Genomic DNA, 25,570 nt, shown 5'->3' with positions numbered 1-25,570 from the left:
ATCGGCATAAAAAAGCCCGGCTCAAGAGCCGGGCTTTTCATTCAAGCAACTGCAATCAAGCGCCGTATACCGGCAGCTTCTTGCAGATGGCCTTGACCTTCTCACGTACCGCGTCGATCACGGCTTCGTTGTTCAGGTCGGCCAGGATGTCGCAGATCCAGCCCGCCAGTTCCTTGCACTCGGCTTCCTTGAAGCCACGGGTGGTCACTGCCGGGGTGCCGAAGCGCAGGCCGGAGGTGACGAACGGCGAACGTGGGTCGTTCGGCACGGAGTTCTTGTTCACGGTGATGAAGGCTTTGCCCAGGGCAGCGTCAGCATCTTTACCGGAAATGTCCTGCTTGATCAGCGACAGCAGGAACAGGTGGTTTTCAGTACCGCCGGACACCACATCAAAACCGCGCTCGATGAACACGCTGGCCATGGTCTTGGCGTTCTTGACCACTTGCTGCTGGTAGGTCTTGAACTCAGGCTGCAGTGCTTCCTTGAAGCAGATCGCCTTGGCCGCGATCACGTGCTCCAGCGGGCCGCCTTGGGCGCCCGGGAAAACGGCGGAGTTGAGCTTCTTCTCGATCTCGGCGTTGGCACGCGCCAGGATCAGGCCGCCACGCGGACCGCGCAGGGTCTTGTGGGTAGTGGTGGTGACCACGTCGGCGTAAGGCACTGGGTTGGGGTAAACGCCCGCAGCCACCAGACCGGCCACGTGGGCCATGTCGACGAACAGGTAGGCACCGACCTTGTCGGCGATTTCACGGAAGCGTGGGAAGTCCAGGATCTGCGAGTAGGCAGAGAAACCGGCCACGATCATTTTTGGCTTGTGCTCAACCGCCAGGCGCTCGACTTCGTCGTAGTCGATCAGGCCGTTGGCATCGATACCGTACTGGACGGCGTTGTACAGCTTGCCGGAGGAAGAAACGCTGGCGCCGTGGGTCAGGTGACCGCCGTGGGCCAGGCTCATGCCCAGGATGGTGTCGCCGCCTTGCAGCAGGGCCAGGTACACGGCGCTGTTGGCTTGGGAACCGGCGTGTGGCTGGACGTTGGCATAATCGGCGCCGAACAGTTCTTTTGCACGGTCGATGGCCAACTGCTCAACCACGTCGACGTACTCGCAACCACCGTAGTAGCGCTTGCCTGGGTAGCCTTCGGCGTACTTGTTGGTCAGAACCGAACCTTGAGCCTCCATCACCGCAGGGCTGGTGTAGTTTTCCGAAGCGATCAGCTCAATGTGCTCTTCCTGGCGCACGGCTTCTTGCTCCATGGCGGCGAAGAGATCGGCGTCGTACTTGGCAATAGTCAAATCACGGCTGAACATGGCGGTCCTCAAGGATCGGGGGCAGAAAAGGAGGGCATTCTAACTCAATGGGTTTTAGATGGCATATGAAAGGACATCATGTCGCGGACAAGTGGGGCTCATCTGGGGATGGGCGGTGCCGGTGATGGGTACATCGCCTTCTTCTGTAGGAGCGAGCTTGCTCGCGAAAAACGTCAACGATAACGCGTGCATCCTGAATGAACGCGGTGCCTGTGAGTTTTTCGCGAGCAAGCTCGCTCCTACAAAAAAACCTAAGCCCCGCCACAGCTTTCAGTCGAACATGAACAGCGCATCATTACTGAACTGCACCTCAAACCGATTCGCCGGCATCGGCCGCCCGAACAGGTAACCCTGCACCTCATCACAGCCATGCTCACGCAGGAAGTCCAACTGCTCATGGGTTTCCACCCCTTCGGCAATCACCGCCAGGTTCAGGCTGTGGGCCATGGCAATGATCGCCCGGGCAATCTGTGCGTCCTGCTCACCCGAGGGCAGGCCGTCGACGAAGGTGCGGTCGATCTTCAGCACATCGATGGGGAATTGCTTGAGGTAGTTGAGCGACGAATAACCGGTGCCGAAGTCATCCACCGCGATGCTCAGGCCCAGGTTTTTCAGGCTGGCGAGGATCTGCAGGGCTTCGTTGACTTCACGCATCAGGATGCTTTCGGTCAGCTCCAGCTCCAGGCACGCCGGCGGCAGGCCGGTGTCCTTGAGGATGGTGGCGATGCGCGTGCCCAACTGGCCGTCGGAGAACTGCCGCGCCGAGATGTTCACTGAGACTTTCGGCACGCGCACCTTGTTCTGGTGCCAGGTCTTGAGCTGTCGACAGGCCTCGCCAATCACCCAGTCGCCCACATCCACCACCAGCCCGAGTTCTTCCAGCACTGGGATAAAGTCCCCGGGCGGTACCAGGCCACGGCGCGGGTGGCGCCAGCGCAGCAGGGCTTCGGCGCCGGTCAGGCGTTTGCCGTCGCCGCTGAATTGCGGCTGGTAATAGAGCACGAATTCGTTCTGGTCCAAGGCGTGGCGCAGGTCGCTTTCCAGCTCCAGGCGCTCCAGGGCGCTGGCGTTCATGTCGGCCTGGTAGAACTGGAAGTTGTTCTTGCCGCGCTCTTTAGCGTGATACATCGCCGTGTCGGCGTTTTTCATCAATTGGCTCAGCTCGTTGCCGTCTTGCGGGCTCAGGGCGATGCCGATACTGGCGGTCACGAAGAACTCGCGACCCTCCAGCACAAAGGGTTTGACCAGGCTGGCGAGGATCTGCTCGGCCACATGAATGGCGCGGTTCAGCGCCATCTCGCGGCTGACCCGTGGTTGCAGGAGCAAGGTGAACTCGTCGCCGCCCATGCGCGCCACGGTGTCGTCCTCGGCCACGCAGCCGAGCAGGCGCGTGGCCATTTCCTTGAGCATGCGGTCGCCGGCTGCGTGGCCGAGGGAGTCGTTGATCGGCTTGAAGCGGTCAAGGTCGAGGAACATCAGCACCACCCACGACTTCTGCCGTTCGGCGGACTGCAACGCGGTGTGCAGGCGGTCCTGGAACAGGGTGCGGTTGGGCAGGTGGGTCAGGGCGTCGTAGTAGGCCAGGCGGTGGATGCGCTGCTCACTGGCCTTGCGCTCGCTGATATCGCTGAAGAAACACACATAGCTGGCCAGGTCGCCTTCATCGTCGAACACCGCGGTAATGCCCACCCAGGCCGGGTAATGCTCGCCATTGCGGCGCTTGAGCCACACTTCACCTTCCCAGGTGCTGTGCTGATGCAGCTGTTTGAGTACATAACGCAGATGGGCTTCCTGCTGCTCGTCGACGGTGAGCATGTTCGGCAATTGGTCGAGCACATCCGCCACTTCATAGCCGCTGACCCGGCTGAACGCCTCGTTGGCCTGCACGATATAACCGGCCGGGTCGGTGATCAGGATCGCCGAGGTGGAATGTTCGAATACCGTGGCCGCCATGCGCAGGTCTTTTTCGGCGCGGCGTTGCTGGCTGATATCGCGGCCCACGCCGAGGATGCCTTCAAACCCGCCATGCTCATCCCACACCAGCACCAGGCGCAGCTCTATCGGCACCTTGCGTCCGTCGGCGCGCAGGCAGTCGAACAGGAACAGTTGGGTCTGGACTTCATCGCGCAAGGTGTTCAAGGCCTCGGGGTTGCCGAGGGCGCGGCTGACCTGTTCCATCAGGTTGTAGATGCCGGTCAACTGCTGAGGGTTGGCAACGATCGACTGCCAACCGTTCTTGAACACCCAGTCCACGTCATAGCCCAGGACGGTGTTGACCGAGGGGCTGATGTAGTTGAGGGCCAGTTGGCTATCGGTGGAGCAGATCACGTCGCTGATGCTTTCGGCCAGCATCCGGTAGCGCTGTTCACTGTCGCGCAGCGATTCACTGGCCTCGATCTGGTCGGTAATGTCCTTGGCCACGCCGATGATCCGGGTGACCACTGTGGACGTATCGCGGGCCAGGGCCTGTTCGCGGATATCGAAGCGGCGCCACTGGTTATTGCGGTGACGAAAGCGCAGTTGGCAGTGCAGTTGGGTCGTATAAGCGGCTTGGCGTTGCTGCTGGCGCAAATCGTGGTAATGCTCGGCGTCTTCGGGGTGCAGCAGGATTTCCCAGAAGTACTCACCCATTTGCTGCAGTTCGGCTTTGTTGTAGCCCAGGGTGTGGCCCAGATGATGGTTGCTGAAAATCATGCGCTGGCTGATCACGTCCTGCACATACAGGTGATCAGGCACGGTGCGCACCACATCCGACCAGAAGCTTTCACGCTCCACCAGCGACAACTCGATCAGCTTGCGGCTGGTGATGTCGCTGATGCTGAGAATCACGGCCTTGACGTCATCCTGCTGCTCCGGCAAACGCATCACCAGCCACAGGTACTGTTCGTTGCCAGCCACGTCGTTGAGCTGGATTTCCAACTCCAGCTGTTTTTGCCGGGTCAGTACAGCTTCCAGCACCTGATAGCCGATGGACGTGGCATTGCGCGGGCAATCATCGATCAGGCGTTCCCAGGCCTGCTCGCAGGACGCGACGTTGAGCAGGCGCACGGCCATCTGGTTGACCTCGGTGACGCGCAACTCTTTGAGCAGTTGCTTGCGCTCAGTGGGGTTGGCCTGCAACCAGGCGTGCAACTGCTCGCGGCTTTGAACCTGGGTCTTGTTGCAAAACGCCTTGAGCCCGGACAGGTCAAGCACGCACAACGCCACGCCTGTGCCCTCGAAGATGTCCTGGTAGCGTCGCCGGCCTTCATGCACTTGGCGTTGGCGGCGGCGCATGTTGAGCAGCACGATCACCGGGACCAGCGAAAACGCCAGGCCCAGCAGGCACTTGCCGATAAAGGCAGGCAGCAGTTGTTCCAGCACCGCGCTACGGTCAAACAGGCCGCGCAGTTGCCAGTCGCTTTTGCTTAAAGGCGTGACCAGCACACTGCGGTTCAACTCTTCCGGCGTCAGGGCGCCGGACCACTGCGCCGGCATCCCGCTGTCACGGCTGACCACACGATGGTTCAGGCTGTTCTCGATCGCCCACATCGGGCGTTGACCCTGGGCATCCTGGCGTGTGAGGTTGGCCAGGTAATTGGGCGCCAGGCGCAAGGCCCAGTACACCTTGGAGCCACCGCTGGGTTGGTGCAGCAACAGATAGATGACCGTGCCGTCATTGTCGTTGCTCAGGTAGTAGGACTGGGCGTGACTGCGCTTGACCAGGTCTTCGAGCAGGGCACTGTCTCGGCTGTTGGCGGCAGTGTCGCTGATCAGTGCGCCGCTGGGGGCGAGCAGGGCGAAGCTGCGCAGGTCTGGCAACGAGCGCTGCAAGGTGCGCATCAGGGCCTGCTGCTGTTCGGCATTGCGCGGCGGCTCGACAATCGGCAACAGGTTCAGGGCGATCTGTGCGCTCAGGGCCATGTTCTGGCTGATCTGCTCGGCCAGGTCGGCGCTGTAGTCGATGGTGTATTGCTGCTGGTTTTTCTGGTTTTGCTGTAATTGATCAAGCAATTGCCAAAACAACAAGGCGAGCAACAGCAGCACAAGCGTCGCCAACGCGCCTTTCAAGGTGCCGTGCAGGGGCGCTCCCGGCGCAATATGAGCGGCGCGCAAGGGCGTGGGCGGCGTGACGTTGGGCAAACTGTGATCCTGCGGTTTGGCTGGACTGGCGCGCGACGTGCACTATAAGCCGGACGCCCGAAGGGCGGCTAGCATGCCTTGAGTTGTGGCAAAGTGCCAGTCCTGCCTGGCTGGACTGCCCCAGCGCATTCAGGTAGCTTTGCCGGTTACGCGGGGGCGTTCCAGCCCCAGATATTCAGGCTTTTTTTGCTCGCTGGCATTGATGATAGTCAAAGGCCCGCGCGGCGCATGGCCTGGCACGGGCATCGTCCGCTTAATTCATCAGTCACTGACGCTAGGTTCACCATGGCTCAATACGTCTTCACCATGCATCGGCTGGGAAAAGTTGTTCCGCCGAAGCGGGAAATCCTGAAAAACATTTCGCTGTCCTTCTTCCCTGGCGCCAAGATCGGCGTGCTCGGCCTCAACGGTTCGGGTAAGTCCACCCTGCTGAAAATCATGGCGGGCGTCGACACCGAGTTCGAAGGCGAAGCCCGCCCGATGCCGGACTTGAACATCGGCTACCTGCCGCAAGAGCCGATCCTGGACCCGACCAAGACCGTGCGTGAAGTGGTCGAAGAAGCCGTCAGCGTGATCAAGGACGCCCAGGCCCGCCTCGATGAGGTGTACGCCGCCTACGCCGAACCGGATGCCGACTTCGACAAGCTGGCCGCCGAACAGGCCAAGCTCGAAGCGATCCTGCAGGCGGGCGACGGTCACAACCTGGAGCGCCAACTGGAAGTCGCCGCCGATGCGCTGCGCCTGCCAGCCTGGGACGCCAAGGTCGAGCACCTGTCCGGTGGTGAGAAGCGTCGTGTGGCCCTGTGCCGCCTGCTGCTGTCGGCCCCTGACATGCTGCTGCTCGACGAACCGACCAACCACCTGGACGCCGATTCCGTCGCCTGGCTGGAGCATTTCCTCCACGATTTCCCGGGCACCGTGGTTGCGATCACGCACGACCGTTACTTCCTGGACAACGTCGCCGGCTGGATCCTGGAGCTCGACCGCGGCGCCGGTATCCCTTACGAGGGCAACTACTCCGGTTGGCTGGAAGCCAAGTCCGACCGTCTGGCCGCCGAATCCAAGCAGCAATCGGCCCACGAAAAAGCCATGAAGGAAGAACTGGAGTGGGTGCGCAAAGGCGCCAAGGCCCGCCAGTCCAAATCCAAGGCCCGTCTGCAACGCTTTGAAGAAATGCAGTCGCAGGAATTCCAGAAGCGCAGCGAAACCAACGAGATCTACATCCCGGCCGGTCCGCGCCTGGGTGACAAGGTCATCGAGTTCAAGAACGTCACCAAAGGCTATGGCGACCGCGTGCTGATCGACAACCTGTCGTTCGCCATGCCAAAAGGCGCGATCGTCGGCGTTATCGGTGGTAACGGTGCGGGTAAATCCACGCTGTTCCGCATGCTGATGGGCAAGGAAACCCCGGACTCCGGCAGCATCGAGATCGGCGACACCGTGCAGTTGGCCTGTGTGGACCAGAGCCGCGATGACCTGGACGGCAGCAAGACTGTGTTCCAGCAGATCTCCGACGGTTCCGACCAGATCCGCATCGGCAACTATGAAATCCCGTCGCGCACCTACGTCGGCCGTTTCAACTTCAAGGGCGGCGACCAGCAGAAGTTCGTCAAGGACCTGTCCGGTGGTGAGCGCGGCCGCTTGCACCTGGCCCTGACCTTGAAAGAGGGCGGCAACGTCCTGCTGCTCGACGAACCGTCCAACGACCTCGACGTTGAAACCCTGCGCTCCCTGGAAGAAGCCCTGTTGGACTTCCCGGGCGCCGCCATTGTGATCTCTCACGATCGGTGGTTCCTTGACCGCGTCGCGACCCACATCCTGGCGTACGAAGATGACTCCCAAGCGGTGTTCTTCGAAGGTAACTACACCGAGTACGAAGCCGACCGTAAGAAGCGTTTGGGTGAGGCCGCTGCCCAGCCGCACCGTGTGCGTCACAAAAAGCTGGCTTGATGCTGCAATAGCCGCAGCAGCCTGTTGAAAAAATACCCCTCACGCAGGGGTATTTTTTTGCCCGCGTTATGCCGGGAGCGTTGTGGGCGCCAGGGCCGGGCGGCTGCGCAGCAATTCTTCGACCACCCCCATAAACGCCTCGACCAACAGTGAGCGTGACTGCGAGCGTGTGAGTATCAGCAGGTGTACCCAGGCTTCGGGGTCTGCCAAGGGGCGGTAGACCACGCCTTTCCTGGCCAGGGTGTGGGTGCACCGGGGCACGAGCGAGACACCTTGGCCTGCGGCCACCAGGGCGATGATCGAGGTGATCTGGCGCCCCGCAGGGCCCGGGCGCAGCGCTAGGCCGCGGCGTTGATACAGGTGCTCGATGGAGCCGTTGAGGCCCGAACCGTAATCGCTGGGAAACAGAATCAACGGGTACTCACTGAGCTGGGCGAGGGTGACTTCGTCCTGCTCCGCCAGCGGGTTGTCGCTGCAAAGAGCCGCCACCAGCGGTTCTTGCCCCAACGACAAAACGTTAACGCCGGTTTGCCCGGCCTCCGGCAGCAGGCGGCTCATGCCGATGTCGATGCGCCCGTCCAGCACGTGGGTGTGCAGGCTGGCGGAAGCGCTCTCCACCAGGGTCAGTTGCACATCGGGAAAACGCTGGGCGAAGGCTTGCAGGGTTTGGCTGAAGAGTTCCGACAGGGCGATCGAGCTGGCATAGCCTACGACCAGTTGGCCGGTCGAGCCGGCAGCCAGCTTGGCGGCGATGTCTTGTGCAAGCCTGGCGTGCTCCAGCGCTGCGCGGGCATACGGCAAAAAGTGCTGGCCTTGGGCGGTCAGTGTGACCGTGCGACTGGTGCGGTCGAACAGGCGAAAGCCAAGCTCGGTTTCCAGGGCCGAAATCTGCCGCGTCAGGGGCGGCTGGGCAAGGTGCAGGCGCTGGGCCGCGCGGCCGAAGTGCAGCTCTTCGGCGACCGTCAGGAAGTAACGTAACTTGCGTAGATCAAGCATTCTGTTTCCTGGGTATTGATCGGTCCGAATTCGGTATTGGTGTTCCCTGCGCTGGGTATTCTATAAACATCCTCGACTATAAGACGAGAGGTCACATGAACCCGCGCTTGCTTCACGCCCGCTTCGCCGTATTCCTGTGTGGCTGTGCGGCGTTTCTGAATCTTTATGCGACACAGAGCATCCTGCCTGCGTTTGCCGAAAGCTTCCAGGTGAGTGCCCGACAGGCGGGGTGGAGCATCACGGTAACCACGTTGGCGGTGGCGATGACCGCGCCGTTTGTCGGGCGCCTGACCGGACGTTTCGAGCAACGCACGGTGATTGCCGTGGCCGCGTTGCTGCTGGCGCTGCCGACGCTGCTGACGGCCTATGTGGACAGTTTTGCCGAGCTGTTGGTGTGGCGTTTTGTCGAAGGGATGTTGATTCCCGTGGTGTTCGCCACCAGCGTGGCCTATATCGGCGATCGCTGGCGCGCGGCCACCGTCACCGAGATCACCAGTTTGTACGTCGCGGGGACGGTGCTCGGCGGGTTTGCCGGGCGCTTTGTCTCGGGTGTCATGACCCAATATGTGGGCTGGCGCGAAGCCTTCGAACTGTTGGCGGTCATCAGCCTGCTGGTCGGCCTGCTGATTGTGTGGCTGTTGCCGGCCAATCCGGTGGCGCGGCCCGGCGTCGCGGTGGTAGGCGCGCACGGGGTGCGCCGGCTTCTGCGCAAACCCTTGCTGGCGGCCTATGGCGTCGGTTTCTGCGTGCTGTTCTCACAAGTCGCAACCTTTACCTATGTCGGGCTGTATCTCAGCCAGGCCCCGTTCAACCTGGGCGCTGCAGCCTTGGGCACTTTGTATGCAGTGTTCCTGCTGGCGCTGGTGGTCATTCCTGTTGCGGGGCGCTTGAGCAAATCGCGACCACAATCGCAGTTACTGACCGGCGCTGTGGTGCTCGGCATGTGTGGCTCGGCGCTGACATTGTTGCCGTCCCTGTGGCTGATCGTGCTGGGTCTGGCCCTGAGCTCGACCGGCGTATTCCTGGCACAGGCCTCCGCCAATGCGTATATCGCCACCACGGCAGGCCCGGACAAGTCCGGCGCCGTGGGGCTGTACCTGACCGGCTATTACCTGGGCGGCAGCGCCGGCGCCGTGGCCCCGGCCATGCTCTGGAATCAATGGGGCTGGCCGGGCTGCGTGGCGTTGGTCGCAGGTTTTCAACTGTTGTCGCTGGCGATTGCCTTGCTGGGCTGGAAACCGGTAAAGCCCCAGGCCCTGGTCGCCGGACAGCGCGGCAAACCAGCCTGATTCTTCATCCAATAAAGGACTATGAGAGGTGAACATGACTAACACCGTGATCAAGCGCAGCCAGTTGTTGAAGCTCATCGAACCGGTATTGAACGACATGCCGGCCGGTGCCTTGCGCCATGCGCTGTTCGAAGCCTTCTGGGCTCAGGAAGACGCGCTGGTGGATATCGAAGACGCTTTTGCGCGACTCACCTCGCGTCGGCATTCGCCGGCGGTACTGCGCAAGTTCTTCGCCAGTTGGTCCAAGACCAATAATTCGGCGGCCAGTGTGTCCGGCCTGGCCAACCGCATTACCTTGCTGGCGCGCTCCGATGAAGGCTCCGCCGCCGCCGCGCAGTTGTACCGCGCCTGCGGCAGCCTGCAACGCATCACTGATGAAGATCTGGGCGCGTTGGGCAACACCTTGCACGCGGACCTGTTCTACACCATGGCCACCGCGCTGTGCGGCGATGACCAGTGGATATTGAAGGACAATTGCCTGCCCTCGGCACAGGCGTTCAAGGACTGGACCGACACCCGCCGCCTGCGTGATCGCGACCTGCTGCAGGGGTTACTGACCACGTTGATCCACGAGGTTTACACCCACGGCGAAGTGGAATTCATCCACCCGTTGTACTCGCAGTGGTTCGTGCGGGACATGGGCGTGCCGCCGGAGAAATCCCGGGCGACGGTGGCCTGGGTCACGGTGCATACCGGCGGTACCGAGAGCAACCATTTCGCCCATGCGGTGGCGGCGGTGAATGAGTTCACCACCGCCATGCAGATTGAAGTGGACCCCGCCACGGCGCGCGACATTTTTGCCCAATACCTGCAGCGTAAAGCCAGTGTGATGAGCGACTGTGCGCAGTTGCTGGGTTAACCCAGCGTTTTGCCTGAGAGCCTCTGACCCAGATGAACACCCTGAAGCAGACCGCAGCGCCATCGTTGTCGCCCCCTGATCCGGTCACCGTGCGTCGCCGCGCTCTGGTGGCAGGCTGCGGCGCGCATGCCGTGCACGATGGGCTGACCGATGTGATTTATGTGCTGTTGCCGATCTGGCAAGCGCAGTTCGGCCTCAGCTACGCCCAGATCGGCCTGTTGCGTGGTGCCTACGCGGGCATGATGGCCGGTTTTCAGTTACTGGCCAGCCGGGCTGCCGCGCGCTGGGGGCGTGAACGCTTGCTGGTAGGTGGCACTGCGTTGGCAGGCCTGGCCTACCTGCTGGCCGGCCAGGCTGGCGGGCTGGGCGTGTTGCTGTTGGCGCTGCTGCTAGGCGGGCTCGGCGCGAGTACGCAGCACCCGCTGGCCTCGTCGTTGATCACCGATACGCACGAGGCCGGCGGAGGCGTCAAACAAGCGCTGTCGCAGTACAACTTCAGCGGCGATATCGGCAAGACCCTGATCCCGGGGTTGATCGGCCTGTTGCTGGCGGTCATCAGTTGGCGCGCCAGTGTCACCCTGCTGGGTGTACTCGGGCTGCTGGCGGCAGCCCTGTTGTGGTGGCTGATCCCGGCACGCACCGAGGCTTCGGCGGCGCCGGTGAAAGCCACCCGTACGGGCGCCGGCGCCGGCTCCGCGAGCGGCCTGCGTGCGCTGATCGTGACCGGCACGCTGGACAGCGCCGTGCGCATGGGTTTCCTCACGTTTCTGCCGTTTTTGCTCAAGGCCAAGGGCGCCGGGCCTGCGGGCATCGGCCTGGCGTTGACGATGCTGTTCGTCGGGGGCGCCTTCGGCAAATTGTTGTGCGGTTACCTCGGTGCGCGCATCGGCATGATGAAAACGGTATGGGCCACGGAGTTCACCACGGCCGTGCTGATCGTCATGGCGGTGTACTTGCCCTACGCCGGCTTGATGGTGATGTTGCCGCTGCTGGGGCTGGCGCTGAACGGCACGTCGTCGGTGCTGTACGGCGCAGTCCCGGACCTGGCAGGGCCGGGCAGGCGCGACCAGGCGTTCGCCGTGTTCTACACCGGCACCATCGGTGGCGGCGCCTTGGCGCCGGTGCTGTTCGGCAGCCTTGGGGATGCCACCGGTGTGCCCATGGCCGTCCTGTTGCTGGCCGCCACCCTGTTGCTGACCTTGCCGCTGTCCTGGCGGGTTCAGCAAGGGCTGGAGGCCCAAGCCCGGTAGGGCGAACAAACGTTCCAACGTGTTCTGGCAGGTATAACAATGAATAACAGTGAACCGTCTGCCGTGTCATTGCCGTTGTCCCAGCGTGCGCAACGTCTCAGCGCGCCCGGCACGTCCAGCATGCGCAGTAAAGCCAATGCCTTGAAAGAAGCCGGCGTCAACGTGGTCAACTTTGCCGCGGGCGAATTGTCCTTCGATGCCTGCCCGGTCATGAAAGCCGCCGCGGCTGATGCGCTCGCCACTGCCCGCAACCGCTACACGCCGCCCATCGGCCTGCCCCAGCTTCGCCACGCGCTGGCGCAGCAGGTCACTCTGCGCTGCGGGGTGAATTACGCCGCCGATGAAATAGCGGTGACCGCCGGCGCCAAGCAAGCGCTGTACAACGCCGCAATGGTGCTGCTTAACCCGGGGGATGAAGTCATCGTCGCGGTGCCGTACTGGGAAACCTTCCCCACCCAGATCCAACTGGCCGGTGGCGTTCCCGTCTATGTCGACACGGCTGCAGATGACTATCGCCTCACCTGCGCAGCGGTCCAGAAGGCCCTGACCCCGCGCACCCGGATGATTGTGATCAACACCCCGAACAATCCGACGGGCACGGTTTATCAGCGCGAGGAACTGTTGGGTATTGCCCGGCTTGCCTTCGCACACAGGCTTTGGGTGGTGTTCGACGAGTGTTACCGCAAACTGGTGCGTGCGCCCCATGAACATCACAACATCGTGTCGCTGTTTGCGCCGCTCAAACATCAGACGGTACTGGTCGATTCGTTTTCCAAAAGCCACGCGGTCACCGGCTGGCGGGTAGGGTATGCGTGCGCGCCCGCCCCAGTCATCGCCGCCATGCACAACCTGCAAGGGCATACGACGTCCAACCCCAGCAGCCTGTCCCAATATGCCGCGCTCGGCAGCCTGATGGCGGACGCGCCGCACTTTACCCGCCAGGTCAATGCCTTCCTCGACCAGCAATTGCTCGCGGCCTGCACTTGCCTTGGGCATGTCGACGGCATTCGGTGCGCCCCGCCGGAAGGGGCGTTCTATCTGTTTATCGATGTGTCCCGCAAGTTGGGGGGCCGCTACCTGGGCACCGTTATTCGTGACGTCGACCACTTGGCCGATCTGTTATTGACCGAAGCCCATATCGCGGTAGTGCCCGGCTCTGGCTGCGGTGACGGCAACAGCATCCGTATCTCCTACGCCGTTGAGCGTGAAGCGCTGATTGAGGGCCTCACGCGCTTCGGTCGTTTCATGTCAGAAATCGTTGCGCATTAACCCCACCTTAAAAGGATATGAGCCGTGGAAAATCTGAGCCGCCAATTTATCGGGTACGTGAACCAGGCGCTGGTGGATGTCGAGGATGGACATCTGGCCCAGGCCCTGCTCAGCGGTTTCAACAGTCAAACCGCCGCGCTGGACAAGTACTGCGAGACCTATGTCGACATGACCTCCAGTAATTGGAGCGAGTCGTCACTGTGTACGTTCTTCTGTGGCTGGCGTAGCCCGGACGGCGCCGCCCATGCCGTCTCGAGCATCATCGTGCGCATCCTCCAGGAGTCGGCATCGTTGACGGATGACGCCCGGTTGAAAATGCTCGAGGCGGCGGCCCATTGTGGGGAGATCATTGTCGAGGATATCGGGCTGGGTGAAATGCATGGGCATCCGCACCATTCCAAGCTGTATTACCGCATGGCTTCGGCCATCTGCGGCTCCGATGATTGGCGCCTGCAAGACAAGTTCCTCAACCCGATCACCAAGGAATTCTCCGGTTGGGTGGGAGAAAAACGCCCGTTGGCGCCGCAACTCATCGAAGCGCTGGAAATGATGGCCATGACGGAGTTGTTCAATACCGGCGAATACAACCTGATGACCCCGCTATGGAAACAGTGGTTGCGCGATGTACGGGGCTATAGCGCCGGTGAGGCCAGCCGCGTCGCGAGTTTTCTCAGTGTGCATTGCGGCAGCGTGGAAGCACGCCACTTCAAGCATGCCGCTGAGGCGTTGCGGCTGTATGCCAGCGCCACCGGGCAGGCCGTGGATTACGCGCGTATCGCACGGCTCTCCAGGGAGTACGTGGCCAGGGCCTGCGAACATCTGCAAAAGATGGCGTCGGTGCTCAAGTGCGAACAGCCCGCCTGGGATTGAGGCTGTCCGATAACCCCCGTGGTGCCGCCGATAAGGAGCCTGAACCCTATGATGGATACCGAAGCGCGCCGACGCCCTCTGTCGGCACTGTTGGATAGCAACCGTTGCTTGCGTGTACTCGAAGCCCATAGCCCGATATCGGCGTTGCTCGCGCAGCGCGCCAGGCTGGAGATCAGCCCAGGGCATACGGTGGGGTACGACGCCATCTGGTCGAGTTCGCTGACCGACTCGACCCAACGCGGGTTACCCGACATCGAAATTCTTTCGCCCAGTAACCGATTGCCGGGGATTCGCGAAATATTCGATGTGTGCTCGCTGCCGCTGATATTCGATGCCGATACCGGCGGCAAGGCCGAACATTTCGCGATTCATATCAAGATGCTGGAGCGCGCGGGCGTCTCGGCGGTGGTGATCGAAGACAAGTGCGGCTTGAAGAAAAACTCACTCTTGGGCATCGAGGTCGACCAGGCGCAGGAGTCCATCGAGGCCTTTTGCGCCAAACTTCAGGCCGGCTGCACGAGTCGCACCGGCTCAGGGCTGATGATGATAGCCCGGTGTGAAAGCTTGATCCTCGATCGCGGCATGGAAGAGGCGATGGCACGGTGCCTGGCGTATGTCGAGGCGGGGGCGGATGGCATCATGATCCACAGCCGCAAGCAGGATGGCCTGGAAATCCTGGAATTCGCCCGGCAGTTTCGCCTGCAGCGGCCCAGGGTACCGCTGATTTGCGTGCCGACCAGCTATGTTCACCTGAAGTTCGAGGTGCTGGAGCGAGCAGGTTTCAACGCGGTGATTTATGCCAATCACATGTTGCGCAGTGCCTACCTGGCCATGCGTGATACCGCCGTCGGAATACTCGCCAATGGCCGGACACTGGAGCTGGAGCCACGTTGCCTGGGCATCGACGAGATACTCGACTTGGTGCCGGGCACACGCTAGTGCCCTGCGCGAGTCTGTAGGCAAATGTAAGAGCAGTGTGGGAGCGGGCTTGCTCGCGAAGGCGGTGTGTCAGCCACTGAATCTTGAGCTGAACCACAGCTTTCGCAGGCAAGCCAGCTCCCACATTTGATCGAGTACACCGGTCATGTGGGAGCTGGCTTGCCTGCGATAACGGCCTCCTTGTTGGTGCAAAACTCAGAGTGAAATCCCCATTTAAGGGCAAAAAAAGGCGGTTATTTATACTTATTGCACCATTTAATTTCACAAAGGCGACATTTTGCCCTGTCACGGTGCGAAACGAATTGATAAAGTCCGGCTCATTCTCTGTTTAACAACAATCAATTTGCCGAGACTTTTCATGACCGAATCCGTCGACTCCTTCCTTGCCCGCCTCAAGAAACGCGACCCGGACCAGCCGGAATTCCACCAGGCTGTAGAAGAAGTTCTGCGCAGCCTGTGGCCCTTTCTTGAAGCCAACCCCCACTATCTGACCTCGGGCATCCTGGAGCGCATCTGCGAGCCAGAGCGCGCGATCACGTTCCGGGTGTCGTGGGTGGATGATCACGGCAAGGTTCAGGTCAATCGCGGTTTCCGTATCCAGATGAACAGCGCCATTGGGCCTTACAAAGGTGGCTTGCGCTTTCATCCTTCGGTCAACCTGGGTGTGCTGAAATTCCTCGCCTTCGAACAGACCTTCAAAAACTCACTCACCTCGCTGCCCATGGGCGGCGGCAAAGGCGGCTCGGACTTCGACCCCAAGGGCAAGAGCGACGCCGAAGTGATGCGCTTCTGCCAGGCGTTCATGAGCGAGCTGTACCGCCACATCGGTGCGGACGTGGACGTACCGGCCGGCGATATCGGCGTGGGCGCGCGGGAAATCGGTTTTCTGTTCGGCCAGTACAAACGCCTGAGCAATCAATTCACCTCGGTGCTGACCGGCAAGGGCATGACCTATGGCGGTAGCCTGATCCGCCCGGAAGCCACCGGTTTTGGCTGCGTGTATTTCGCCGAAGAGATGCTCAAGCGCCAAGGCCAGCGCGTCGAGGGCAAGCGGGTGGCGGTGTCCGGCTCCGGCAACGTGGCGCAGTACGCGGCGCGCAAAGTCATGGACCTGGGCGGCAAGGTGATTTCCCTGTCGGACTCCGAAGGCACCCTGTACGCCGAAAGCGGTTTGACCGAAGAGCAATGGTCGGCGCTGCTGGAGCTGAAAAACATACAGCGCGGGCGCATCAGTGAATTGGCCGAGCGTTTCGGCCTGGAGTTCCGCAAAGGCCAGGCGCCTTGGGAGCTGGCGTGCGATATCGCGCTGCCCTGCGCGACCCAGAACGAACTCGACGCCGAGGCTGCGCGCACCTTGCTGCGCAACGGCTGTCTCTGCGTGGCCGAAGGCGCGAACATGCCGACCACGTTGGAGGCTGTGGATATCTTCATCGACGCGGGCATTCTGTTTGCGCCGGGCAAGGCATCCAACGCGGGTGGCGTGGCGGTGAGCGGCCTGGAAATGTCGCAGAACGCCATGCGCCTGCTGTGGACCGCAGGGGAGGTGGACAGCAAGCTGCACAACATCATGCAGTCGATCCACCATGCCTGCGTGCATTACGGTGAAGAAAACGGCCGTATCAACTACGTCAAGGGCGCGAACATCGCGGGCTTCGTGAAAGTAGCTGACGCGATGCTGGCCCAGGGTATCGTCTAAGCCTCGGGTTCGATGCGCAGCACTTCGATCAACTGATCGCCGACGGGGCGCTGCCACAGCACCTCGTCGCCCACCTGGGCGCCCAACAAGGCACGGCCCAGGGGCGAGCCCCAGTTGATCAAGCCTGCGTTGGCATCGGCCTGGTCTTCACCGACCAACTGGATGCGCTGCTGTTCGTCCTGCTCGTTGGCGAACGTAACCCAACTGCCGATCTGCACCTTGTCGGTGGACGTGGCCGGCGCGACTACCTGGGCGCTCTGCAGCCGCTGATTGAAGTAGCGCAAATCCCGCTCAAGGTCAGCCTGGCGCTGTTTATCAGCCTGCTCGCCCTTGGCGGCTTCGTCGCTGTGCTCCCCTTGCAACTGCGCCACCTTGGTCTGCAATTGCGCCAACCCTTGCGCGGTCAGGCGGTTAGGTTGCGCGCTGACCTGACGCTCCACTGGCTGATCAGCCTGGGCCGCCGCGTTATCTTCATTTACAAAAGCTCGGCTCATGGCGTTCTCCTTCCTATGGAAGTTGGGCCACGTTCGCTGCCTGTTCGTTCCCACCGGCGCTGATCGTTCCCACGCTCCGCGTGGGAATGCATCCTGTGACGCTCTGCGTCACGACCTCGCGAGCGGACGCGGAGCGTCCAGGGCGGCATTCCCACGCGGAGCGTGGGAACGATCAGCGTGAGCGATAGGCTTTGGCGGCGTCACGATCTTTTTCCTGCTGCCAATCGTGTTCGCGGTCGTCCCTGCGGTTTTCCTCGTAATCGCGCAGTTCCTGGCTCTCGCGCATGGCCTTGCACTGACGAAACCCATCTTCCCAGCCTTCGGCGTATGGCCGGTCTTTGAGGTAGCGCGGCACATTCTTGCGAAACGCCCCGGTAATCACCCCAGCGGCCTGGCGACCGCTGCTGCAACCGTCGTCAAAGCCATCGGCGAAGGCGGGTGGGTAACCTTTGGCCAGCAATTCCTGATGGGTTGACTGGCAACCCGACAACCCCACCACCGCGCACAGCATGACCGCATACCGCCACATGGCGTACTCCCTGGCCGGTTAACGGCTGATAAGGAGAGTCTAGAAGGGGATTTGTCAGCTGTATGTGAAAGGGGTGTCAGAGGGATGTACCGGACTTAACTGTAGGAGCGGGCTTGCTCGCGAAAAACGTCAACGATAACGCGTGTTTCCTGAATAACCGCGGCGCCTATGAGTTTTTCGCGAGCAAGCTCGCTCCTACAGAGAGCGAGCGCCGGCCAGCTTTTGATTTTCACCAGGCTTGAGTCAGTAGTGGTACCACTTCACCTCAAGCATCACTTCATTGACTGGCGTGGACAGGTGGCTGTATTCACGCTGGGCACTCAGGCGCAGGCCCAGGTTGCGCGACAGTTCCCACTGCTGGTTGAGGCTGATGCTGCGGCGCACTTCGCCGTTGGTGAAGAAATCACCCTTGGCTTCCAGGCTCAGGTTGCCCAACGGGTTTTTCCACAGCACGCCGGTGTTGAAACCGGCCGCCGGGGAGATGGCTTCGCTAAAGTCGTTGTTGTGCTCCACGCGCACGGTGCCGAGGGCGAAGCCGAGCATGTCGTCGGAGAGTTGCCAGGTGCCACCGGCGCCGCCATTGACGTGGGCCACCAGGGTTTCGTCGTCGTGTTTGCCCGGTACGCGTTCCAGGCCGCCGGTGACTTGCCACGACCAGGGTTGCAGCAGCGCATTGCGCGGCGTCAGGGAGCGGATGGTGGCCAGGTCCAGTTGCTGGAGCTGCCAGTGATTGCCCTCGTACTGGCGCAACTTCATTTGCAGGATTTCGATCTGCGCGCCCAAGGGGAAGCCTTCGGCGTTGTCATTGAGGTCGTGATAGGCCATGCGCAGGCCATATTCGCCGAAGGCTTTGTCGCCACGGGTGCCGATGCCGGCTTGCCAGGTGCGTGACTGGTGGCCGTTCTCCGGCAAACCAGGCGGCGTGATCTTGAGGTCCGGCGCAGGGTTCTGGTTGATCGCCCGCAGCAGTTCGAAGCTGCGCTGGGAGCGTTCGGTGTCGCGTTCCAGCCCATTAGCGCGGTAGCGGCCGAGGCGGTAGGCGGCGTCGATGATCAGCGCCTGGCGCTCGCGAGGCAGGGCCTTGAATGCGGGCTCTTGCAGTTGCTTCTGGTCATCGCTGACTTTCAACACCCATTGCTGCTCATCGCCATCCAGCGGCTTGGCGCGTTCGAGCAGTTCGCGTTCACGCGAGGGGCGATAGTCGATCTTTTCGACCAGCCCTGCGTCTTTTACCGCTTTGACCGTATCGGTAGGGATCGCGGTGAGCGGGAACTGTTCGGTCAGGCGCAGGCCGGGGCGGGCGACTTGCAGCAGCTCGAGCAGGCGGTAGGAGCAGTTTTCGTCGAAGAAGAAGTAATCGAACTGGATCTGCTTGAGCTCCCACACGTGCTCGACCATACGCTTGGTCTCGACCTCGGTGAGGTTCAGGCGGTATTCCCACAAATCGCGGTTTTCAAGACTGCGGTATTCGGAGAGTTTCTCCTGATAGGGCACCAGGGCGAACAGGCCGGGGTAGCCGCCCATCAGGCCCTTCCAGGCATAGAGGATGCTGTTGTCGGAGCCTTCGATATAGGCGCCGAAGTTGATCGCATAGCTGAGCAGCGCGGTGTTGTTGCTTTGCACGTCAGCCTGGTCGATGCGCAGCAGCGTATGGCCGAACATCGACGATGGGCTGTTGAGGTAGGCCGCCGGGAAGATCATCACTGCGCTATGGGGCGCGACGTCCTTGAACCACTGGGTGAACTCTTTGCACTCCAGGGCGGGCAGGTCGTTCAGTTGCAACTGGGCCTTGAGCCAGCGGGTGCGTGCGGGGTAAACGCATTGGGCGTGCTTTTCACCCAGGCTGGCCGGTGCATACAGCGCCTGCACGGTGGCCTTGAGTTCGGCGTCCGGATGGTGCGCGCCATCGGCGGCGAGGAAGAACTTCTTGTCGCTGACATAGCTGCGCCAGCCACTGATCTTGCCGGCTTCGTAGTGCCCCAGCGACAGCCAGAACGGATCATTGGCCAGTTGCTGCAAACGTTGATCGTCGAGGTGCGGTGCCGCATGCAGCGGGGCGCAGGCGAAGAGAGCCAGGCAAGCGAGGCGTTTGAGCATGGGGGCTACTTAAGTCGGACGGAAAAAAAGACCCAAGGTGGGCGGGTCGAAAAAATAAAACCCGCGCCTCGAAAGGCGCGGGCAGGTCGAGCTTAAGCCTGGGTTGCGTATTTCGCCAGACGGGCATCGCTTTTCAGTACGGCAATGGTGTTGTTGTGCACGTCGTCAGCGGTCACGTCAGCCTTGCTGAAGATCTGCTGGAAGTGCTCGTGGGTCACGGCCGCGAAATGATCGCGATCTTCCGGCGCAACGCCCAGTACCACGGCGTAGGTGGTCAGCGCTTCGCCGTTACCCTTGGCCATGTCTTCGGACAGCTCGTTCATCATGCCATTCATGGCAATCCAGGACTTGCCGCCGTAGGTCAGGGCGCTGTTGGTGCTGCAACCGTTGGTGCCCGAGGTCATGCCGAAGGTGGCGTTACCCGAAGTACCGTTGGTGGTGGAGGCGAGGAAGTGGGCTGGAGTACCGCGCTGGCCTTCGAACAACATGTTGCCCCAACCGCAGTTCGGGCCACCTGGTGCTTCTGCCATTGCATTGAGGGAGACGACGGTGAAGAGAGTACCAAGAAGGATCCGTTTCATAGCTTTGTTCTCTTTGTGTGCAAACCAATGGACAAGGGTTCAGGTGCTCAACGCACCCTAGGGGCCAGTTATTAGTCCAACCCGCGCAGTTTGGAGTTTAGGCACGTTATAAGGGTTCCGTGTTTTTTTATAAACATTCAGTCTCGGGAGATTTTTTTGCAGGACGCATGCGATGGCTATGCTTTCCCGAAAGCGCGCCTTGCCAGAGCGCTCAACCGGGAGCCAGAATGCCCCATCTGCCCCGCCTGATGTAAGGAAGCCCGATGCCTGATCCTGTTGCTGCCAGCTTGCGTCTAGCGCCCGAAGCGCTGACTCGCCCTTTCTCCGCTGAACAGTTCAGCTTCTCGACCACCAATGATTTGGAGCCCTTTCGCGGTGTGCTTGGCCAGGAACGTGCGGTTGAAGCCTTGCAGTTCGGCGTGGCCATGCCACGCCCCGGTTACAACGTGTTTGTCATGGGCGAGCCGGGCACCGGCCGCTTTTCGTTCGTCAAACGCTACCTGAAAGCCGAAGGCAAGCGCCTGCAGACCCCGGCGGACTGGGTTTATGTGAATAATTTCGATGAGCCCCGCGAGCCTCGCGCCCTGGAATTACCGGGTGGCGCCGCCGCGGCGTTTATCGCCGATATCAACGGCCTGGTCGATAATCTGGTCGCCACCTTTCCGGCGGTGTTCGAGCACCCGACTTATCAACAGCGTAAAAGCGCCATCGACCGGGCGTTCAACCAGCGCTACGACAAGGCATTGGACGTGATCGAGCGCCTGGCCCTGGAAAAAGACGTGGCGCTGTACCGCGACAGCTCCAACATCGCCTTTACGCCGATGCTCGACGGCAAGGCGCTGGACGAAGCCGAGTTTTCGCAACTGCCGGAAGCCGATCGCGAGCGCTTCCACACCGATATCTCCGAGCTGGAAGAGCGCCTCAACGAAGAGCTGGCCAGCCTGCCGCAGTGGAAGCGCGAGTCCAACAACCAGCTGCGCCAGTTCAACGAAGAAACCATCACCCTGGCGCTGCAGCCGTTGCTGGCGCCGTTGTCGGAAAAATACGCAGAAAACGCCGGGGTCTGTGGCTACCTGCAGGCCATGCAGGTGTACCTGCTCAAAACCGTGGTCGAGCAATTGGTGGACGACGCCAAGACCGACGCCCAGGCGCGCAAGCTGCTTGAGGAACAATACTGCCCGAGCCTGGTAGTGGGCCACTCGGTCAACGGTGGCGCGCCGGTGGTGTTTGAACCGCACCCGACCTACGACAACCTGTTCGGCCGTATCGAATACAGCACCGACCAGGGCGCGCTCTACACCACCTATCGCCAGTTGCGTCCCGGCGCGTTGCACCGCGCCAATGGCGGTTTCCTGATCCTGGAGGCCGAAAAAATGCTCAGCGAGCCGTTTGTGTGGGATGCGCTCAAGCGTTCCCTGCAATCGCGCAAGCTGAAGATGGAATCGCCCCTGGGCGAACTCGGCCGCCTGGCCACCGTGACCCTCAACCCGCAGATGATTCCCTTGCAGGTCAAGGTGATCATCATCGGCTCGCGCCAGTTGTATTACGCCTTGCAGGATGCCGACCCGGACTTCCAGGAGATGTTCCGCGTACTGGTGGACTTCGACGAAGACATCCCCATGGTCGACGAAAGCCTGGAGCAGTTCGCCCAGTTGCTCAAAACCCGTACTTCGGAAGAAGGCATGGCGCCGCTGACCTCGGACGCGGTGGCGCGCCTGGCGACCTACAGCGCACGCCTGGCGGAACATCAGGGGCGCTTGTCGGCGCGTATTGGCGATTTGTTCCAATTGGTCAGCGAGGCGGATTTCATTCGCCACCTGGCCGGAGACGAGATGACCGATGCCGGGCATATCGAGCGCGCCCTCAAGGCCAAGGCCACGCGCACCGGCCGTGTGTCGGCGCGGATTCTCGACGACATGCTCGCCGGCGTCATCCTGATCGACACCGCCGGGGCCGCGGTGGGCAAGTGCAACGGCTTGACGGTGCTGGAGGTCGGCGACTCGGCATTCGGCGTGCCGGCGCGGATTTCCGCCACGGTGTACCCGGGTGGCAGCGGTATTGTCGACATCGAGCGCGAAGTTAACCTCGGCCAGCCGATTCACTCCAAGGGCGTGATGATCCTCACCGGTTACCTGGGCAGCCGCTATGCCCAGGAATTCCCGTTGGCCATCTCCGCCAGTATTGCCCTGGAGCAGTCCTACGGGTATGTGGACGGCGACAGTGCGTCCCTGGGTGAGGCATGCACCTTGATCTCGGCCTTGTCGAAGACGCCGCTCAAGCAATGTTTTGCCATTACCGGCTCGATCAACCAGTTTGGTGAAGTGCAGGCGGTGGGCGGGGTCAACGAGAAGATCGAAGGCTTCTTCCGCCTCTGCGAAGCCCGCGGGCTGACCGGTGAGCAGGGGGCGATCATCCCTCAGGCCAACGTGGCCACGTTGATGCTCGACGAGAAGGTGTTGCAGGCCGTGCGTGCCGGGCAATTCCATATCTATGCGGTGCGCCAGGCGGATGAGGCCTTGAGCCTGCTGGTGGGCGAGGATGCCGGCGAGCCGGACGCCGAGGGGCAGTTCCCGGAAGGCACCGTGAATGCGCGGGTGGTGGAGCGCCTGCGCGCGATTGCCGAGATGATCAGTGAGGAAGATTTGAAGGAGGCGGAGAAAGAGCTGGCGCAGCAGGCGTTGGCAGAAGCCAAGCCAAGCTGATTGCTGTCATCACTCGGTTAAGGTGGGAGCTGGCTTGCCTGCGATAGCGGTGTATCAGCCAACTGGGAGGTTGGCTATGAGTCCGTCATCGCAGGCAAGCCAGCTCCCACACTGGTCCGTGATGTCTTTAGGGACGTTTAGCGTGCCACAAAATTGACTCTATCCTCAGGGACCAACGCCCGTTGGTCCCTACAACCTTGGTTTGTCGTGTTTTTATTCTATTCTCAGACTCAGGGATATCCACAGGAGTCGCAGGATAGAAACAGCCTCGCCTTGCGCTGGGGCTGAACACCGATCTACCGAGGGTCGCCGCCATGTCGCGCAACCTTTGCCTTACCCGCCAGTGCCTGGGCCTGGTCACCCGTATCGAATGCTCCATTCGCCCTCTCGCCGGGGATAACGGGATGTGGACGCTGTTGTTTGCCGCCGGCATGTCGGGCGAGCAGCCTTCCACCGTCAAATCCCAGGGCCCGTTCCATGGGCCCTTCGTGGCAGAACGCATGCTGGGCACCATCGTTGATAGCCTGACCTTGCACGGCTACGAGCAAATGGACGAGCCGCAGATCTGGTGCCTGCACCTGCAGGCTCATCTGCGCCAACTCAATGGCGGCCAGGAGCGGCTAGCCCTCTGAGGATCGTTCCCACGCTCCGCGTGGTAACGCCGCCCCAGACGCTCCGCGTCCACCCAGGGCTATTTGCTCTCAGGCCTGTCCAGCTTCACCTCAAAGCCGTACTGCACGGTGCTGAGGTCGGTGCGCTGGTAACTTTCCAGCGTGGTCGGCTGGCCGTAGAAGTAATGCACGTCAAACATCGCCGTGCCGTATTCCTCGGCGCGGTGGCTGACGCCGAGAATCTCCTTGAGGTAGTTGCCGCTGGCATCCTTGGCGTAGAAGCGCCAGCTATCGGCGGGGAAGTCCTTCTGGTCGACGATCAGCGCGTTGTCCTTGAGCTGCAGGCCCTTGGGCAGCTTGGCGGTGTCAATGGTGGCTTTCTCGATGGTGGCCAAAAACAACGGTACCGAACCCACCACATACGCCGGGGTTTCCGGGAACAGGTTGAGGTCATACGTGAGCGTGCCGCTGACGGCGTTCAGCTCGAACGCCTCGGTCGGCAGCTCGATAGGCTCGCCCCGTTCGCCCTTGTCATCGGCGGTGAAAAAGGTGATAGGCGCGTCACTGTTGTTGCGCTCGGCACCGACCAGGTCGTCATTGAAGGTGAACGGGTGGTCGAACACGATTTTTGCGGCACTGGCGTCTTCGGTCGATTGGCTGATGGTGACGCTGTTTTTCAGTTGGTCCTGCGTCATCGAGGCATCTTTGAGCCAACTGGCGGCGCCGTCGTCATACACCGTGACCGGCATTGGCAGGGGCTGTACGGTCTTTTGCAGGCTGTTCCTGTCAAAGCGCATCACCGGCAGGTCCAGGTCTTTACGGGTGAGCGTGGCCTTGGAGAAATCCAGCACATTCACCTGCAGGTTATCGATCAGCCCGTTGAAATACACCTTGGCGTAATGACTGGTCTGCTGGCGCTCGAAGGCCTTTTGCGCGTCGGTGAGCTGTTTATCGAAGGCATCGGACCACGCGGTTTGTTTTTGCATCTCGGCCAGTTGTTTCTCATAGAACGCTACCTGCGCGGCACTCTCGTTGATCGAACCTGAGCGGGTCAGAAATTGCCCGGTGCTGTCCCGTGCCTGCACCAGCAGCGGGTTGGGTGACGCATCGCCGACTTCGGCGGCCAGGGGCTGGCTGTTGGTCAGTTCGATCTCGGCGTAGTTCTTTTCCAGCGTCAGCAGGTTGAGGGTGATGTTGCCGTCGGTGCGTTTATGGCCCACGTCTTGTTTGGTCAGGTCAAACGTCAGCACCTTGCCCGGGGTGATCACTTCCACCGCGCCCTTGAGGCTGATGGGTTGTGGCTGGCTCTTGTTTTCCGTCTCGATGCCTTCGATGAAGGGGTAGGTCACCGTCAGGTCGTCGGGGTTAGTCAGGTTGGAGCTGCTGGGGCTCAGTTGGATGCCGGGGTCGGTTTCTGACCATTCCGGCTGGAAGGGAATAACTTTATTGTTGCTCAGGGTGACCGACTGCCATTCCAGGCCATGGGGGAAGGGAAACTGGTCCGGCGCGTTGAAGTTGAACGGGAAGACCGGCTGCAAATCCGTCAGGTAGTCGGAGTGCGAGGTTTTGCGCAGGACGAACAGGCCATTTATGTAGGTGTCCACCAGCGCTTGGGGCGTAGGGTAATGCTTGAGCAGGGCCAGGCTGTCTTCGCCGTATTCGGCTTCGATGGGCTTGCTGGCGAGCTTGACGCGCGCACGTTCCAGCAACAGCAGCGAGCCGCCCAGGTCCGCAATGGCATCGCGCAGTTTGGGGTCCTGGATGGTGTCCAGGGACTGTTCGAACTTCGTGGTTTTCTCTTCGAGGGTCGCCTGCTTCTGCTCTTCTTTGGGGGAGCAGCCGCTGGCCATCAGCAACGCCGCGCACAGGCCGAGAGCGGCCAAAGGGGATCGCACATCCATCATCTGAGTTTTCCTGTCCGACGTCATCGAGCCGAGTGAATGGCCTCGACACTAGCAGAAAAATTCTCTTACAGATGCCACTTGGGTCAGTTTTCTCGCGGTGACA

General features: G+C 61.3%; 18 protein-coding genes. 10 read left to right on the top strand and 8 right to left on the bottom strand.

Features of this window, described 5'->3' with window-relative positions; all coding sequences use genetic code 11:
* Positions 1-55: 55 nt before the first annotated feature.
* Together glyA and ODQ19_RS22405 are read right to left on the bottom strand one after the other, a co-directional pair.
* Complete coding sequence (gene glyA, locus ODQ19_RS22410; protein ID WP_116664955.1) at positions 56-1,309, bottom strand: serine hydroxymethyltransferase; 1,254 nt, start codon at positions 1,307-1,309, stop codon at positions 56-58.
* Between the two features lie 270 nt (positions 1,310-1,579).
* On the bottom strand, positions 1,580-5,431 hold the full coding sequence (locus tag ODQ19_RS22405) for a sensor domain-containing protein (protein ID WP_330211242.1): 3,852 nt from the start codon (positions 5,429-5,431) through the stop codon (positions 1,580-1,582).
* A gap of 285 nt (positions 5,432-5,716) precedes the next feature.
* Here ODQ19_RS22405 and ettA point away from each other — a divergent pair, with 285 nt between their 5' ends.
* Positions 5,717-7,381: an energy-dependent translational throttle protein EttA gene (gene ettA, locus ODQ19_RS22400; RefSeq protein ID WP_014720011.1), complete on the top strand. Its 1,665-nt coding sequence runs from the start codon at positions 5,717-5,719 to the stop codon at positions 7,379-7,381.
* A gap of 66 nt (positions 7,382-7,447) precedes the next feature.
* Here ettA and ODQ19_RS22395 read toward each other — a convergent pair whose 3' ends face one another.
* Entirely contained in the window at positions 7,448-8,377 is a 930-nt protein-coding gene (locus tag ODQ19_RS22395) for a LysR family transcriptional regulator (protein ID WP_330211241.1), read from the bottom strand.
* A 95-nt stretch (positions 8,378-8,472) separates the two neighbouring features.
* Between ODQ19_RS22395 and ODQ19_RS22390 the strand changes: the two genes are divergently transcribed.
* The 7 genes from ODQ19_RS22390 to gdhA all read left to right on the top strand — a co-directional run bounded on the left by ODQ19_RS22390 (position 8,473) and on the right by gdhA (position 16,549).
* A complete protein-coding gene (locus ODQ19_RS22390) occupies positions 8,473-9,666 on the top strand; it encodes an MFS transporter (protein ID WP_330211240.1) in 1,194 nt (397 codons plus the stop codon).
* Between the two features lie 34 nt (positions 9,667-9,700).
* Positions 9,701-10,525, top strand: coding sequence for a hypothetical protein (locus tag ODQ19_RS22385; protein ID WP_019818016.1), 825 nt, complete (start codon positions 9,701-9,703; stop codon positions 10,523-10,525).
* 32 nt (positions 10,526-10,557) lie between these two features.
* Entirely contained in the window at positions 10,558-11,775 is a 1,218-nt protein-coding gene (locus ODQ19_RS22380; RefSeq protein ID WP_330211239.1) for an MFS transporter, read from the top strand.
* 39 nt (positions 11,776-11,814) lie between these two features.
* Entirely contained in the window at positions 11,815-13,044 is a 1,230-nt protein-coding gene (locus tag ODQ19_RS22375) for a pyridoxal phosphate-dependent aminotransferase (RefSeq protein WP_330211238.1), read from the top strand.
* Between the two features lie 24 nt (positions 13,045-13,068).
* Positions 13,069-13,914, top strand: a complete 846-nt coding sequence (locus tag ODQ19_RS22370; RefSeq protein ID WP_330211237.1) for a hypothetical protein — start codon at positions 13,069-13,071, stop codon at positions 13,912-13,914.
* Between the two features lie 48 nt (positions 13,915-13,962).
* Complete coding sequence (gene aepX, locus ODQ19_RS22365; RefSeq protein WP_034126960.1) at positions 13,963-14,853, top strand: phosphoenolpyruvate mutase; 891 nt, start codon at positions 13,963-13,965, stop codon at positions 14,851-14,853.
* Between the two features lie 358 nt (positions 14,854-15,211).
* Positions 15,212-16,549: an NADP-specific glutamate dehydrogenase gene (gene gdhA / locus ODQ19_RS22360; protein WP_330211236.1), complete on the top strand. Its 1,338-nt coding sequence runs from the start codon at positions 15,212-15,214 to the stop codon at positions 16,547-16,549.
* On the opposite strand, the gene ODQ19_RS22355 is transcribed toward gdhA, so the two are convergent.
* The 4 genes from ODQ19_RS22355 to ODQ19_RS22340 form a co-directional block, all read right to left on the bottom strand.
* Positions 16,546-17,043, bottom strand: a complete 498-nt coding sequence (locus ODQ19_RS22355; RefSeq protein ID WP_330211235.1) for a GreA/GreB family elongation factor — start codon at positions 17,041-17,043, stop codon at positions 16,546-16,548. The genes gdhA and ODQ19_RS22355 overlap by 4 nt on opposite strands.
* 172 nt (positions 17,044-17,215) lie before the next feature.
* Positions 17,216-17,572, bottom strand: a complete 357-nt coding sequence (locus ODQ19_RS22350; protein WP_047711822.1) for a hypothetical protein — start codon at positions 17,570-17,572, stop codon at positions 17,216-17,218.
* Between the two features lie 243 nt (positions 17,573-17,815).
* Positions 17,816-19,669, bottom strand: coding sequence for an Lnb N-terminal periplasmic domain-containing protein (locus ODQ19_RS22345; protein WP_330211234.1), 1,854 nt, complete (start codon positions 19,667-19,669; stop codon positions 17,816-17,818).
* Positions 19,670-19,761: 92 nt separating this feature from the next.
* Entirely contained in the window at positions 19,762-20,250 is a 489-nt protein-coding gene (locus ODQ19_RS22340; protein WP_003194274.1) for a DUF3015 domain-containing protein, read from the bottom strand.
* 263 nt (positions 20,251-20,513) lie between these two features.
* Between ODQ19_RS22340 and ODQ19_RS22335 the strand changes: the two genes are divergently transcribed.
* Together ODQ19_RS22335 and ODQ19_RS22330 are read left to right on the top strand one after the other, a co-directional pair.
* Positions 20,514-22,952: a Lon protease family protein gene (locus ODQ19_RS22335; RefSeq protein WP_202692467.1), complete on the top strand. Its 2,439-nt coding sequence runs from the start codon at positions 20,514-20,516 to the stop codon at positions 22,950-22,952.
* Between the two features lie 314 nt (positions 22,953-23,266).
* Complete coding sequence (locus tag ODQ19_RS22330; RefSeq protein ID WP_003194269.1) at positions 23,267-23,584, top strand: PA4575 family protein; 318 nt, start codon at positions 23,267-23,269, stop codon at positions 23,582-23,584.
* 59 nt (positions 23,585-23,643) lie between these two features.
* Here the strand turns inward: ODQ19_RS22330 and ODQ19_RS22325 are convergent, their stop codons facing one another.
* Complete coding sequence (locus ODQ19_RS22325) at positions 23,644-25,467, bottom strand: hypothetical protein (protein WP_330211233.1); 1,824 nt, start codon at positions 25,465-25,467, stop codon at positions 23,644-23,646.
* Positions 25,468-25,570: the final 103 nt, after the last annotated feature.

The sequence above is a fragment of the Pseudomonas sp. AM4(2022) genome (genome assembly GCF_036346515.1).
GTDB classification, from domain to species: domain Bacteria; phylum Pseudomonadota; class Gammaproteobacteria; order Pseudomonadales; family Pseudomonadaceae; genus Aquipseudomonas; species Aquipseudomonas paracarnis.
The sequence above is the reverse complement of the archived record's forward strand: the minus strand, read 5'-3'. Positions and strand labels throughout refer to the sequence as shown.